Annotated in this window: 9 protein-coding genes; 7 read left to right on the forward strand and 2 right to left on the reverse strand. The window is 70.7% G+C overall.

The annotated features are described in order from the left end of the window. The first annotated feature begins 7 nt into the window (after positions 1–7). The 4 genes from ACZ6Z4_RS29180 (at position 8) to ACZ6Z4_RS29195 (ending at position 4,922) form a co-directional block, all read left to right on the forward strand. Positions 8–397, forward strand: a complete 390-nt coding sequence (locus tag ACZ6Z4_RS29180) for an OB-fold nucleic acid binding domain-containing protein (protein ID WP_184794433.1) — start codon at positions 8–10, stop codon at positions 395–397. Next, the gene (locus tag ACZ6Z4_RS29185) at positions 390–1,223 is read left to right on the forward strand and encodes a DUF3159 domain-containing protein (protein ID WP_465570937.1); all 834 of its coding nucleotides are present in this window, start codon (positions 390–392) and stop codon (positions 1,221–1,223) included. The genes ACZ6Z4_RS29180 and ACZ6Z4_RS29185 overlap by 8 nt, the downstream gene beginning before the upstream one ends. 124 nt (positions 1,224–1,347) lie before the next feature. Then, positions 1,348–2,316: a S8 family peptidase gene (locus ACZ6Z4_RS29190; protein WP_465570940.1), complete on the forward strand. Its 969-nt coding sequence runs from the start codon at positions 1,348–1,350 to the stop codon at positions 2,314–2,316. After that, positions 2,271–4,922, forward strand: coding sequence for a S8 family serine peptidase (locus ACZ6Z4_RS29195; protein WP_465570945.1), 2,652 nt, complete (start codon positions 2,271–2,273; stop codon positions 4,920–4,922). Before ACZ6Z4_RS29190 ends, ACZ6Z4_RS29195 begins: the two co-directional genes overlap by 46 nt. Before the next feature lie 33 nt (positions 4,923–4,955). Here the strand turns inward: ACZ6Z4_RS29195 and ACZ6Z4_RS29200 are convergent, their stop codons facing one another. Both ACZ6Z4_RS29200 and ACZ6Z4_RS29205 read right to left on the reverse strand, forming a co-directional pair. Next, complete coding sequence (locus ACZ6Z4_RS29200; protein WP_077016494.1) at positions 4,956–5,624, reverse strand: potassium channel family protein; 669 nt, start codon at positions 5,622–5,624, stop codon at positions 4,956–4,958. Next, complete coding sequence (locus ACZ6Z4_RS29205; RefSeq protein WP_465570951.1) at positions 5,624–6,325, reverse strand: potassium channel family protein; 702 nt, start codon at positions 6,323–6,325, stop codon at positions 5,624–5,626. Before ACZ6Z4_RS29205 ends, ACZ6Z4_RS29200 begins: the two co-directional genes overlap by 1 nt. Before the next feature lie 55 nt (positions 6,326–6,380). Here ACZ6Z4_RS29205 and ACZ6Z4_RS29210 point away from each other — a divergent pair, with 55 nt between their 5' ends. The 3 genes from ACZ6Z4_RS29210 (at position 6,381) to ACZ6Z4_RS29220 (ending at position 15,327) form a co-directional block, all read left to right on the forward strand. Continuing rightward, the gene (locus tag ACZ6Z4_RS29210; RefSeq protein WP_465570954.1) at positions 6,381–8,411 is read left to right on the forward strand and encodes an APC family permease; all 2,031 of its coding nucleotides are present in this window, start codon (positions 6,381–6,383) and stop codon (positions 8,409–8,411) included. Continuing rightward, positions 8,408–9,580, forward strand: coding sequence for a class I SAM-dependent RNA methyltransferase (locus tag ACZ6Z4_RS29215; protein WP_465570960.1), 1,173 nt, complete (start codon positions 8,408–8,410; stop codon positions 9,578–9,580). The genes ACZ6Z4_RS29210 and ACZ6Z4_RS29215 overlap by 4 nt, the downstream gene beginning before the upstream one ends. Positions 9,581–9,645: 65 nt before the next feature. Beyond that, on the forward strand, positions 9,646–15,327 hold the full coding sequence (locus ACZ6Z4_RS29220) for a hypothetical protein (protein ID WP_465570967.1): 5,682 nt from the start codon (positions 9,646–9,648) through the stop codon (positions 15,325–15,327). Positions 15,328–15,334: the final 7 nt, after the last annotated feature.

Genomic DNA, 15,334 nt, shown 5'->3' on the forward strand with positions numbered 1-15,334 from the left:
GATTCGCATGGGGAGCGACAAACCCGCCGGACTGTGGCGACGGGCGTTCCGCGGCCTGGCCGGAGACCAGGACGAGCAGGACGCCGAGGTACTCAAGGACTTCGCCCACGACTGTGGCGCGCGGTCCATCACCGGTTGTCACGACCGGGAGATGGTGACGCTGTACGGGACGCTGCGGACCATCACCTTCAGCCCGCGCGGCGGTGTCCCGGCCCTGGAGGGCGAGTTGTACGACGGCACCGGCACGGTGAAGCTGGTCTGGCTCGGCCGGCGCAAGATCGCCGGCATCCACCCCGGCTCGGAGCTGATCGCCTCCGGGCGGATCGGGGTGGTGGACGGCGACCGGGTGATGTTCAACCCGCGCTACGAGCTGCGACCGACGGCCGCGCATGGCTGAGCCGCGCGCCGGTCAGGACTCCGACCGGGACCTGGACGGGCACGTCGCACCGGACCTGGGCGGGCACCAGCCGAAGCACCCCACCGACGAGGAGCTGGCCGACATCCTCCGCCCGGAGCTCGAGGCGGCCGAGGCGGAGCTGACCGACGAGCCGAAGGACGAGCGTCCGAAGAGCACCGACAAGGACTTCTTCCAGGCACTGGGTGGCTGGGGTGCGCTGCTCGACATCGGGTTGCCGTGGATCGCGTTCCTGATCGTCTACGGCGTCACCGACCACGACCTGAAGCTCGCGCTGATCGTCGCGATCGCCTGCGGTGCGGCGGTCGCCGTGCTGCGGCTGATCCGCCGGCAGCCACTGCGGAACGTGCTCGGCGGTTTCGTCGGCGTCCTGATCTCGGCCTGGGTGGCGAATCGCAGCGGCAACGCCGAGGACGTCTACCTGCCCGGCCTGCTCACCAACGTCGGGTACGGCCTGCTCTACCTGATCACCGTGCTGATCCGCTGGCCGCTGTTCGGTGTGCTCTACGGCCTGATCACCCAGACCGGTACGGCGTGGCGTCGCGACCCCGCGATGCTGCGGGGGTTCAGCCGGGCCACTTGGGTCTTCGTCGCGCTGTTCGCGATCCGCCTGATCGTCCAGGTGCCGCTGTACCTGGCCGGCAGCCTGAACGCGCTCGGCATCGCGAAGGTCGGCCTCGGTCTGCCGTTCTACGCGCTCGCACTCTGGCTCGCGTACGCCGTACTGCGTGGCTCGCTGCCCGCCGACAAGTGGGACGAGGCGCGCGACCACATCACCCATCTGCTCGGTGGTGGCAAGAAGAAGTAGGGGTTTGCTGAGCGCTGTCGCGTAGCGGACGTGTCCTCTATGCGCCAGCGCTTTCCCACGTTCACCAGCGGTTGTGCTGCCTAGGATTTCGCGACTTCGTCCGTAGAAACCCTGTGAGGCACTCGTGACTCCACGTCCCGGTCGCGCCCGGGCGGTGACCGCCGTACTCGCGGCGGCGCTGACCGTCGCCGCGACCCTGACCGGTGGTTCCGCCACCGCGTCGCCCGCCCCCACGGCAGCTGCGCTGCCGGCAGCACCCGCTCCTCGTACCGTCACCTTGATCACCGGTGACAAGGTCGAGATCACCGTCGGCTCCGACGGCAAGCAGAACTACCGCGTCACCGGTCCGGACGGCCGCCTGGCCGACCACGACGTCCACGTGGACGGCAAGGACACCTACGTCTACCCCCGCTCGGCTGCTCACCTCCTGGCCGCCAAGCGGCTCGACACCAACCTGTTCAACGTCACCCGGCTGCTGGCCGACGGGTACGGCGACGAGCTCCCGCTGATCGTCACCTACACCGACGCGGCCACCAGGTCGCGCAGCCAGCAGGTGCCGTCGGGAGCGCGCAGGCAGCAGACGCTCAGCAGCATCCAGGGCGCTGCGCTCACTACTGACGAGCCGGCCGCGTTCTGGCGGTCGCTGACTGCCGGAGCGCGCAGCACCTTGGCCGGCGGCATCGACAAGGTGTGGCTCGACGGCAAGTTCAAGGTCGACCTGGCCGACAGCGTCGCGCAGGTGGGCGCGCCGGAGGTCTGGCGCGGTGGCAACACCGGCGAGGGCGTCGACGTCGCCGTACTGGACACCGGTGTCGACCTGCAGCACCCGGACCTCGACGACCGTGTCGTGGCCTCCACCAGCTTCGTGCCGGAGCTGGACGTCACCGACCGGCAGGGCCACGGCACCCACGTCGCGTCCACGATCGCTGGTACCGGTGAGGCTTCCGGCGGCGCTGAGCGCGGTGTCGCGCCCGGTGCCCGGCTGCACATCGGCAAGGTGCTCTCGACAACGAGGGCAGCGGCCAGGAGTCCTGGATCATCGCCGGGATGGAGTGGGCCGCGCGCGACCAGCGCGCCAAGGTCGTCAGCATGAGCCTCGGCGGCGGCCCGACCGACGGCAGCGACCCGATCAGCCAGTCGCTGAACGAGCTGTCCGCCGAGACCGGTGCGCTCTTCACCGTCGCCGCCGGCAACGCGGGTCCGGGCTACTACACCGCCTCCGCACCGGGCATCGCCGACGCGGCGCTGACCGTCGGAGCGGTCGACGGCGCCGACAAGCTCGCGGAGTTCTCCAGCTGGGGACCGCGGGTCGGCGACGGCGGCCTCAAGCCCGACATCACCGCGCCGGGCGTCGACATCCTCGCCGCCCGTTCGCAGTACGCCGCCGAGGGCACCAGCTACTACCAGCTGATGAGCGGTACGTCGATGGCAACGCCGCACGTCGCCGGAGCCGTGGCGCTGCTCGCAGCGCAGCACCCGGACTGGACCGGGCAGCAGCTGAAGGACGCGATCGTCAGCACGGCCAAGTCGACACCGGACTACATCCCGTACCAGGGTGGCAACGGCCGGCTGGATGTTGCAGCGGCCAGCAAGTCCGCCGTACGGGCGACTGCGTCGGTCTACTCGGGCTTCCACCCCTGGCCGGTGGCGCCTGACGAGTCGGTCGAGCGGACGGTCACCTACACCAACGACCGCGATCAGGCGGTCGAGCTGAACCTGTCGACGCAGGTGAAGGACGCACCGGCCGGGCTGTTCGCGCTGTCGACTCCTTCGGTGACCGTGCCCGCGCACGGCACCGCGCAGGTCAAGGTGACCGTGGCCGTGAACGCCGCGCCGGTCGACAAGCAGCTGTCTGGTTGGTTGATTGCAACCAGCTCGACCGGGCTGCGGCTGAGCACGGTGATCGGGATCGGGCGCGAAGGGGAGCGGTACACACTGCACCTGGACGCCAAGGACCGCACCGGCCGGCCGATGGCGGGTGACGCGATTCTGATCGGCCGCGGCTCGTACGGGCAGTTCGTGATCGGGGAGGACGGCGTCGACGTCGAGCTGCCGCCGGGTGACTACACGACCTGGCTGACCGGCGACGTCCAGGGCGCCAACGGCCCGAGCAGCCGGGGTATGGCCGTGCTGACCCTCGTCGACATCCACCTCGACAAGGACAAGACCGCCACGTACGACGCGCGCAAGGCGCGGCAGCTGACCGCCTCCGCGCCGCAGCCGACCGCGATGAGCGAGGTGCGCGCGAACGTCTACCGCGACTTCGGGCGCGACTTCTCGGTCGGCTCGTCGCGCTGGACCAACCCGTCGTACGACAGCGTCTGGGTGCTGCCGACAGCGTCTGTGAAGGACGGCGATTTCGTTGCTGGTGCTCGCTGGCGGTTGGAGCAGCCTGCACTGACCGTCGACTCGTACGACGACCTGCTGGTCCGCCAGGGCGCGCAGCCGTTGCCGAAGGGCCGGCAGCACTTGGAGGCGGTGTTGGGCGACCGGGCCGGGAGCCAGCGGGGTAAGGCGGTCGTCGTACGCAACAACGGGTCGATCGAGCAGCAGGCGACTGCGGCTGCTGCTGCCGGGGCGAAGCTGCTGGTGGTGGTCAACGACGGGCCGGGTCGACTGACGCCGTGGAGCGACTCGATCTACCTGCCCAGCCCGCCGCCGCTGACCGTCGCGACGCTGACGCACGAGGAGGGCGAGCAGCTGATCGCTCAGCTCACCAGGGGTCGGCGTACTCTGACGGTGACGTCCAACCCGACGCTGGACTACCTGTACGACCTGTCGCGCTTCTGGGACCACGTGCCCGGCGTACCGGCGTACCGGCCGTCCGGGCGCGACCTGGCCCGGATCGACGTTGCCTTCCGCAACTTCCGCGCCGGGCGCGGGCTGGAGAACCGGTACGACGTGTGGAACACGGACTGGGAGTCCGCGATGAACACGACCGGGATGGCGGTGCAGGGCGATCGCGTCGACTGGGTCACCGCGGGTGTGCCGTACCAGGCGAAGGCGGAGATCTCCCGGGAGGTGCAGCAGACCGAGACGGGCTGGCGCAGCTACCGCGGTGGGAGCCGCAGTTCTCTGCAGTGGTTCGGGCCCGTGCAGCGGCCGCGGCTGGCCAAGGGGCTGTCGCCGGTGCGTGCCGAGGGGTCGCTGGCAGCTGTGTCACCTGGCTGGGGTGACGGTGGCGACCACGTCGGTACGGCGTTCGGCAACTGGGACATCACCCAGCAGCTGAGCCTGTACCAGGGCTCGACGCTGGTCGCGCAGGAGGCGCGGGACCAGCTCACCGCGAGCGGACTGAAGCCGGAGCGGCTGCCGTACAAGCTGGTCGCGGAGAACACGCGCGGGACTTACCCGAACCCGTACTCGACGGCCACGCGGACCGAATGGGGCTTCACGTCAGCGAGCACTGACACGGTCCTGTCGCTGATCCAGCTCGACTACACAGTCTCTCGTCACGAGCTGACCGTCACCCCGCGCTGGTCGGAGACGAACTCCACCGCCGGCATCCGCAAGCCGACGCTGGAGATCTCGTACGACGGCAAGACCTGGCGCGCGGCTGCACTCCGGCAGACGCAGGCCGGCTGGACCACTCACCTGAATCCTCCGAGAGGAGCCAAGTACGCCAGCCTTCGCACGAAGGCTGAGAGCGGTCAGTTCACGATCGACCAGAGGATCGACAACGCCTTCGGTCTGAAGTAGTTGCCGGGTGGGGGAGGCCTCAGCCTTCCCCACCTACTTCCGGTGGTGCGGCGACAGCATGTCCTCGAGCTGTTCCTCGGTCTCGTCCGCGGCGACGAACAGCAGCTCGTCGTTCAGCTCCAGCGTGCCCTCGGGGTCCGGACGCAGCACCCGGCCCTCGCGGATGATCGTCACCAGCGCGGTGTCGGTCGGCCAGTCGATGTCGCCGACCCGCAGGCCGATCATCGGCGAGTCCTCCGGCAGCGTCAGCTCGACCAGGTTCGCGTCGCCCTGGCGGAAGGTGAACAGCCGGACCAGGTCGCCGACCGAGACCGCCTCCTCGACCAGCGCCGACATGATCCGCGGCGTCGACACCGACACGTCCACGCCCCACGCCTCGTTGAACATCCACTCGTTGCGCGGGTGGTTGACCCGGGCAACAGTCCGCGGTACGCCGAACTCGGTCTTGGCCAGCAGCGACACGACCAGGTTCACCTTGTCGTCACCGGTGCTCGCGATCGCGACCTGGCACCGCTGCAGCGCCGCCTCCTCCAGCGAGGACAGCTCGCAGGCGTCGGCCAGCAGCCACTCGGCGCGCGGCACCGACTCGGCCTTGATCGCCCGCGGGTCCTTGTCGATCAGCAGCACCTCGTGGCCGTTCTCCAGGAGCTCGCCGGCGATCGAGCGCCCGACGTTCCCGGCCCCGGCGATGGCTACCCGCATCACAGCTCCTCAGGCTTGGCGCCGAGCTGGGCCTCGATCGCCGCCGCGTTGGTCTCCAGCATCACGACGTGCACCAGGTCACCCTCCTGGATGACCGTGTCCGCCTTGGGCAGCAGGCCCTCGCCGAGCCGGGTCAGGAACGCGACCCGGGCCCCGGTGGCCTTCTCGATGTCGAAGGCGGCCCGACCGACCCAGCCCGAGTGCACGTGCACCTCGGCCAGCCGGATCGTCGCCGACGGGTCGCGCCACTCCGGCTCCGACCCGCTCGGCAGCAGCCGGCGGACCATCTGGTCCACCGTCCACTTCACCGTGCCGACGGTCGGGATGCCGAGCCGCTGGTAGACCTCGGCGCGGCCCGGGTCGTAGATCCGGGCCACCACGTTCTCGATCCCGAAGTTCTCCCGCGCGACCCGCGCGGCCAGGATGTTGGAGTTGTCGCCGTTGGAGACCGCCGCGAACGCCTCGGCGTCCTCGATCCCGGCCTCGATCAGCACCTCACGGTCGAAGCCCATCCCGGTGATCGTGCGGCCGGAGAAGTTCGGGCTCAGCCGCCGGAACGAGTCCGCCGACTGGTCGATGATCGCCACCGTGTGGCTGCGCTTCTCCAGGGTCCGGGCGAGCGTCGACCCGACGCGTCCGCAGCCCATGATGACGACGTGCACTTCGTGATCACTCCCTGCCCCGCGGGGGGCCGCTGGCATCCATTCGGCGGTGTAGACGCTACACCGAACCTGGGGGCCCTCTAACATCCTCGGTGTGACTCCCGCTCTCGGCGACATCGGCAAGCGACTGCTGATCGGCCGCAAACTGCGCAGCACCCAGCTCGGTGAGACGTTGCTGCCGAAGCGGATCGCGCTGCCCGTGTTCGCCAGTGACGCTCTGTCGTCGGTCGCCTACGCGCCGGACGAGATCCTGCTGACCCTGTCGCTGGCCGGTCTGACCGCGCTGACCTTCTCCTGGAAGGTCGCCATCGTGGTGGCCTTCGTGATGCTCGTCGTGGTCGCGTCGTACCGGCAGAACGTGCACGCCTACCCGTCCGGCGGCGGTGACTACGAGGTCGCGAACGTGAACCTCGGCCCGACCGCGGGGCTGACCGTGGCCAGCGCGCTGATGGTCGACTACGTGCTGACCGTCGCGGTGTCGATCTCGTCCGCCGCCCAGTACGCCGCCTCGGCGATCCCGGCGCTCGAGGGCCATCAGGCGACAGCGGCGGTGGTCGCCGTCCTGTTCCTGGCCACGATGAACCTGCGCGGCGTCCGCGAGTCCGGTACGGCGTTCGCGGTGCCGACGTACGTGTTCATGTTCACCATCCTCGGGATGGCCGCCTGGGGCTTCGGCCGGATGCTGTTCGGCCACCTGCCGGACGCGGCCACCGCGTCGTTCGACATCGCGCCCGAAGGCCAGTTCGCGACCGGCGCCGGGGGACTGGCGATGGGCTTCCTGGTGCTGCGCGCGTTCTCCTCGGGCTGCGCCGCGCTGACCGGTGTCGAAGCCATCAGCAACGGCGTACCGGCGTTCAAGAAGCCGAAGAGCAAGAACGCCGCGACCACGCTGCTGCTGCTCGGCAGCATCTCGATCGTGATGGTGATCAGCGTCGTCACGCTGGCCAACGTGATGAAGGTGCGGTTCGCCGAGGACCCGGCCACGCAGCTGCTGAGCAACGGCGTACCGCTCGGGCCCGGCTACCACCAGGACCCGGTGATCGGGCAGCTGGCCAAGGGCATCTTCGACCACTTCAGCCCCGGCTTCTACCTGGTCGCCGCCGCGACCGGCGTGATCCTGGTGCTGGCCGCCAACACCGCGTTCAACGGCTTCCCGGTGCTCGGCTCGATCCTGGCCCGCGACAGCTACCTCCCCAAGCAGCTGCACACCCGCGGCGACCGGCTCGCGTTCAGCAACGGCATCATCATCCTGGCCGCGTTCGCGATCTTCCTGATCATCGCGTTCGACGCCGAGGTGACGCGGCTGATCCAGCTCTACATCGTCGGCGTGTTCGTCTCGTTCACGATCAGCCAGACCGGCATGGTCCGGCACTGGACCCGGCTGCTGCGCACCGAGACCGACCAGGCCAAGCGGGCCCAGATGATGCGCTCGCGGGTGATCAACACGATCGGCCTGACGCTGACCGGGATCGTGCTGGTGATCGTGCTGCTGACCAAGTTCACCCACGGCGCCTACATCGCGATCATCGCGATGGCCGTGCTGTTCCTGCTGATGAAGGGCATCCGCCGCCACTACGACACGGTCGGCCACGAGATGGCGATCGAGGGCGACGACCAGCTGATGCTGCCGTCGCGGGTGCACGCGATCGTGCTGGTCTCCAAGCTGCACAAGCCGACGCTGCGGGCGCTGGCCTTCGCGAAGGCGGCCCGGCCGTACATGCTGGAGGCCGTCACCGTCGACGTCGACCGCGAGGAGTCCGAGGCGCTGCAGGCCGAGTGGGAGCGGCACGACATCCCGGTGCCGCTGAAGCGGCTGGCGTCGCCGTACCGGGAGATCACCCGGCCGATCCTGCAGTACGTCCGCGACATCCGGCGGCAGTCGCCGCGCGACGTGGTGATGGTCTACATCCCCGAGTACGTCGTCGGGCACTGGTGGGAGCAGTTCCTGCACAACCAGAGCGCACTGCGGCTCAAGGGGCGGCTCTTGTTCACACCTGGTGTGATGGTGACGTCGGTTCCGTACCAGCTGATCTCCTCCGAGGCGGCCCAGGAACGGCAGGACCGGGTGGAGCGGGTGGCCGGGCAGGTACGCCGGGGCTCTCGCAAGACGTCAGGAGATCGGTGAGCGACGACGACATCGTCGGGGCGGTGCTGGAGCTGGAGATCGGCCCGGTGGCGCACGGCGGGCACTGTGTCGCGCGCTACGAGGGCCAGGTGGTCTTCGTCCGGCACGGGCTCCCCGGGGAGCTGGTGCACGCGCGGGTGACCGAGCGGACCAACAAGTACCTGCGGGCGGACGTCGTGCAGGTGCTCACCCCCTCCCCACACCGGATCGAGCCGCCCTGCCCGTACGCCGGGCCGGGGCGCTGCGGCGGCTGCGACTTCCAGCACGCCAACATCGTCGAGCAGCGCCGGCTGAAGGCGACGGTGGTCTCCGACACGCTGCGCCGGATCGGTGGCATCGAGCGGACCGTGGTGATGGAGTCGCCGGGCGACGACGGGCTCGGCTGGCGGACCAGGATGCGGTACGCCGTCGGCCCCGACGGCCGGCCGGGCATGCGGGTGCACAGGTCGCACGAGCTGGTGCTGGTCGACCAGTGCCTGATCGCACACCCCGGTACGCCTTCGGTGCTGGACCAGCGGTGGGCCGACACAACGTCGGTACAAGCGGTGGTGTCGTCGGAGGGCAAGCAGGCGGTGCTGACCGACGTAGCGAGCGGTGGTCGAGTCGTGGAGGTAGTACGCGACCGCAGGTTCCGGGTAGAGGCCGGTGGGTTCTGGCAGGTCCACCCGGCGGCTGCCACGACGCTGGTGGACGCCGTACTGGCTGGGCTGGAGCCTGCTGCCGGAGAGACCGCGCTGGACCTGTACTCCGGGGTCGGGCTGTTCGCTGCGTTCCTGGCGGAGGCCGGGTGCGCGGTGCTGGCGATCGAGGGGGACAAGGACGCGGTCAAGAACGCCCGGCGCAACCTGCACGACCTGACCGGTGTGACGCTGGAGCAGGGGGATGTGGACCGGGTGCTGACCGGTGCTGTCCGGCAGGGGCTGTCGCAGGTCGACCTGGTTGTGCTGGACCCGCCGCGGACCGGCGCCGGCAAGCACGTCGTACGCCGGATCGCCGGACTCGCGCCCCGGAAGATCGCGTACGTCGCCTGCGACCCGGCCGCGCTGGCCCGCGATCTGAAGACGTTCGCGGGCCTCGGCTACGGCGTCAGCTCGCTGCGGGCGTTCGACCTGTTCGGGATGACCCATCACATAGAGTGCGTCGCCGTGCTCGAACCTGTGACTGGTTAGTTGCCGTAGGGCTCGGGTACCGTTCAGCGCTGGTGCCCTGATGCTCGCTGGAGACCTGATACCCGATGCCGCTCGTCGACCTGGATGACCCGGAGGAGCTGCGCGCCCGCTGGAGCGCCCTCGCCGCGGTCGCTCACGCCACCGGCTTCGACCGCCGCTGGTACGCCGACGCCGGCGGCTGGTACCACCAGGACGAGACCGGCTCCGACCTGCGCATGGTCCGCCTGGACGGCGGCCGTTCGGTCCTCTTCGGCTACCACACCCAGCACAGCCGCACCGCCGGCACGGACCTGCTCGCGGGCGCTCCGGACTGGATCGGCCAGCCGGAGGTCAAGCAGCGCATCGCGGCGGGGGAGCTGGGCTTCGTCTACGGCTCCTTCAACGGCACGTGGGCGCGCGCGTCGTACGAGGGTGACCCGTGGCAGCCCGTCGACGACGGCTTCCTCCCGATCGGCGAATGGGTCACCTCTGATGAGGGCTCCGCGCGCGAGCTCGTCGAGTGGGCCGCGGAGTGGGCCGACTACCTCGGCGGGCTGGACGAGCTGGTGCCGCTCGCTGTCGGTCTGATCCGCTCTGCTGGGGCATCGACCTTGTCGGCGGACGAGCTCAACCACTTCTTCGGGCGCCTGGGGATCGGGCCGCGGTCGCCGCAGCAGCCTGACCTCCATGCGGCTTTGGTCGCGGCTGCGCAGTTCAATCCTGGGGCGGCTGCTCGTGTGTTCACGCCTGCTCCGGTCGTGGTCGAGGAGCCGGAGGAGGAAGAGCTCTTCATCGTGCCGCCGGGCGTCAGCCCGTTCACCGGCCAGCCGATCGCGGAGGACGCTGATCCGGTCATCGGCGCCGCAGCTGAGCCGGCGTACGAGCCCCAGCCGGCGTACGAGCCGCAGCCGACGCGCGAGCCGCAGCCGACGCGCGACGCCCCGGAGGATGGCTACGGCGTCGTCAGCAAGAAACCCCGCCTCTTCGGCCGCAAGAAGAAGCCCCGCGAGGACGACAACGCCTCACTCGCCGGCCTGGGCCTGGCCGCCCCCGAGCCTCCGGTCGCTGACCCGCCGCCGTACACCTACGACCGCCCCCTCCCGTCCTCCGAACCCCCACGCGTAGGCGCCCCCGTCCAGGACGGCGAAGACTTCTACGCCAGCCTCTTCGCCGACGCCCCCGCGGCAGCGAGGTACACGCCCGACACACCCACGTCCGCGAACGAGGCCACCAACGAACTGGCAGCGGTCGCCGACGACACAGCGCCTTTCACACCGTTCCCGGAGCCACCGCACCCGAACTCCCCGTTCGCCCCGACCCACGAGGCCCGGGAATCGTCGTCGCCGTTCGCCCCATCTGCGAACGACTCGCAGGCGCCTGGTGGCGACTCCACCCCAGCCTCGCCGTTCGCACCCCCTGCCGGCCCTCAAGCTCCGGATTCCCGCGAGCCCGATCCCCGGCAGCCCGCCTCACCCTTCGCGCCCCCCGCCGACGATGACCAGACCCGCGAGTCCACCCCCACCTCGCCTTTCGCGCCCGGGTCCTACGAACCTGCCCCCGAAGCCCCTCACCCCGGTGCTCCCTTCGCGCAGCCCGAGCCTCCTCACCCGGGCGCTCCCGCATCCTTCGGGCAACCCGAGCCTCCTCACCCGGGCACTCCCGCATCCCTCGGGCAGCCCCAGGCTCTGCACCAGCAAGACCCGTCCGCGCATCCCGCCCCACCGTTCGCCCAGCCGCCCGCCGCCTTCGCGGAGCCACACCCCGACCCCGCCTCCCCGTTCGTACCCGCCGCCTTCACCCCCGTCTCGTCCCCGGCCGACGACACCGGCGTCATCGCCCCCGTCGACGCCGACCAGTCGACCGCAGACGACGACACCGGCGTACTGACCCCCGTCGACGACTCGTCCACCCCGGACGACGAAACCGGAGTGATCCCCCCGGTAGCCGACCCCGGCACCCTCGACGCCTTCACCGCCGGCGACGACACGGGCGTCATCCCTCCGGTCGCCGAAGCCATCGCCGCCGCAGACCCCGACGACGACACCGGCGTCTTCCCACCCGTCGAGGCCCCCAAAGACGATGCACAGCCGCCGTACGACGAGCACGAGGCAGAGCCGCAGCCTCCGCACGAGCGCAAGGCCGAACCGCAGCCCCCGTACGACGAGCGCGATGCCGAACCGCAGTCCTCCGAGGAAGTCCCCTCCCTCCAGCCGACCGCGGACTCAACGGCGCCCCAGCCGTACCACCAGACGCCCTCAACACCCGAGCCCCACGCCTCCTCACCTCAGCCCCCGTCATCCCCCCTGGACGCCCATCTCTCCCCGTCGTCCCCCCTCGACGACCACCTCACCCCTCCGTCCCCCATGGAACGCGAGTGGGTAGGCGGCGCCTGGATCAACGGCGAGTGGATCGAAGACGCAGCGGCCTACCTGGCAGCCAACCCCCACCTGGCGCACCCGCCGCGCCCCGCCCGCCGCCAACGCAGAACGTCCCCCGCAGATCTCCCCACCGAGTCCATCGAGGCCCTTCCCGCCGACGAGGACACCACGTCGGACGCAGCCGACGTACACCGCACCAGCCAGCGGACAGACGCCCCCGACACCGCCGGCTACCACGCACCCAACGATGTCGACCCCGACGCACCCACCGACCAGGCCCTCGACGCCCACGCCGTCGGCCTCCGTGACCCACACACCGTCGACGCCCGCGACGCTCACGCCGGCGACGCCCGCGACGCTCACGCCGGCGATGCCCGTGACGCGCACGCCGGCGACGCCCCGGACGCCTACCTCGCGCCTGCCACAGACGCCGACGTCGACCACGCTCCCGAGATTCACGACGACGACCGCCGCGCTGTCGACGCCCGAGACGGCGACCGGCGCGCTCTGGACGCCCGAGCCAACGATCGAGGCGTTCTCGGCCCTCAAGCCGACAACCGACGCGCCCTCGAAACCCGAGCCGCCGACCGCCAGGCGTACGACGTACCAACGGACACCGAGCGCGCCGGCGACACCCACCAGCCAGCCGACGAGCTCGCCCCCGGCGCCGGACGGCCCGACCATGGCCAGCGCCCGGCAAACGACCACGCATCCGACGGCGACGACGACCGCTACGCACCCGGCCAACGCTGGACGATCCACCCGGACTCCGCCGACGCCCCGATCTTCGAAGACCAGCTGATCGGCGAGCCCGAAGCTGCGTCCGACGATTTGCCGCAAGCAAACGCCCACTGGACCAGCGCCCCCGCGGACACGGACCACCCCGGTCAGAACATCCGCGCCGAACAACAGCACCCGGCCGAGCCGACCGACCTCTCCGCACGCAACACCGCGCAGGCCGAGCACGACGCCGAGAACCAGCCGTCGCGCTCCAACGACAACGCCGCACGCCATCCGCAGGCGCACGCACCCGAGCAGGATGCCGCGCATCACCCGCATGCGTCCGAGCGCGATGCCGCACACCACCCCCGCGCATCCGAGGACAACGCCGTACGGCACCCACACGCATCCGACCAGGACGCCGTACGGCACCCGCACGCGTCCGACCAGGACGCCGCACGGCACCCGCACGCGTCCGACCACGACGCCGCACCGCACCCGCACGCGTCCGACCAGGACGCCACACGCGACCCGCACACATCCGAAGACGACGCCGCACGCCACCCCCGCACGCCCGAGCACGAAGCCGCATACCAGCCCCCCGCCTTCGAGGACGACGCTCCGACCGCCGAGATCGCCGCGATCGTCGACGAGCCCACCCGCGAGGACATCGCCCGCATCGACTCCGGCGAACACCCCACAGCCGGCGCGGGCCCCCGCACGTACCCGCCCTTGAGCGACCAGTACGGCGGCTCCGGCGACGAGCTCGACGAGTACGACGAGTTCACCTCCGAGGTCTTCCACGACGAGACCCTCGGCAACGCGGACTGGACGGCAGACCAGCTCGGCGAGATCGCTGCGCAGCCACCTGAACCTCAACAAGACCTTGAGGCTGCATCACCGGCCGACGCCGCGGCATCCCCGGCTGGAGCTGAATCCGAGGACCTCGCCCGCCGCGCCGCCGCGGGGGACGCATCCGAGGATGTCGTCGGGGACGCACCCGAGGATGTCGCGCCCGAGCGGACAGCCGCAGCCGAGCAGGCAACAGCCGCAGACACCGGGCCGCAGCACGCACAACAGGGCAGCGCCGCCGACACGGCTCAGCAGGCAACCGCCGCAGACGCCGATCCGCAGTACGCGGAACAGACAAGCGCCGCCGACTCGGCGCAGCAGCTGGTCGAACGAGCGGGTGCCACGGAGTACGAGCAACAGCAAGCGCAGCAGGTAGGCGCCGATGCGCAGCAGTTGGCTGAGCCGGTCGGCGCTGAGGGGTACCAGCCGCAGTCCGGGGAGCAGGCGAGTGTCGCCGACTCGCAGCAGCCGGCCGAGCAAGCGGCTGCCACGGAGTACGAGCCCCAGGCAGGCTCCGCCGACTCGCAGCAGCCGGCCGGACCTGCAAGTGCTGCCGAGTACGAGCCGCAGCAAGCAGGCGTCGCCGACTCGCAGCAGCCGCAGTCCGGGGAGCAGGCGAGCGTCGCCGACTCGCAGCAGCTGGTCGAGGAGTCAGACGCTGCGGAGTACGAGCTGCAGCAAGCCCAGCAGGCAGGCGCCGTCGAGACCGAGCAGGCGCAGCGGGTGAACGACGCGTCGTCCGCCGAGCAGCCGTCCGGTGTCGAGGACGCGCCGAGTGCCGGCCAGGCGCCCTCTGCGGATGGTGCGCAGCTCGTCGATGAGAAGACCGCAGGTGGCGAGCAGGATCGCGAGGGCGACCGGGGTGAAGGCTCGTACGACGGCGAGCGGACCGAGAAGGTTGCTGCTCTCGGAGGTGAGTACGAGGGCCAGCCTGCTGCCAGCCACACCGACTCGTACGTCGGTGAGAAGACCGAGGAAGTCACCGCGCTCGGCGACGGGTACGAGGACGACACCGCAGAGCACGTCGGGCTTGCCGAGGCCGTGGAGACGTACGAGCGGGATCAGGCGGCCGACGTACGCACGGACGGGCGGGCTGGCGACGGGGAGCACGCGGCGGAGGCGGCCGCGGCCGGGATCGCGGCGGCTGGTGCGCAGGTCAGTGGGCTGAACGGGCATCACCCGGAGCAGACCGACGAGCGCCTGGATGCACAGGGCGCCGAACTGGTTGACGGACAGCCCGACGAGCACCTCAACGGCCGCGCCCCCGAAGACAGCGGCCACCCCGAAGACCCCGCCGCCATGCTCATCCCCGAGCTCTCCGGCGCGGGCACCCCCATCGCCCTCCCGCTCGGCGTCGAGCAGGCCATGCGCGCCGAGCCCGAGCGCCCCCGCCCCAAGCCCACCGAGGCCTCGGCGTTCGAAGCTCTCAAGATCTGGTGCCGCATCCGGACCGACGTCGTCCCCTCCGGGTTCACCATCCAGGTGCAGGTGCTCGACCCCAACCGCCCGTCCTACCGCTTCGATCTCGAGCCCGCGCAGGTCGAGCACGACGAATGGCCCGACGACCGGCTCAGCGAGCTTCTCGGCGACCTCTGGATCGAGGAAGCGAAGACCGACCACGGCGGCTGGCTCTTCGCTCGGATCGACGCCGCGGGCCGCACCCTCCGCATCGATCGCTGGTACGACCAGGTCCCCGAGTGGTGGGACACCCAGCTCCCGGGCGAGATCGACGTCGAAGGCCTCGTACGCCGCCTCTACCGGCGCGGCCCGGACTTCCAGCCGTCCTACCTGGAGCAGCTGTACATCACCGCGGGATAGCGTTGTC

This window comes from Kribbella sp. NPDC104740, from assembly GCF_055583505.1.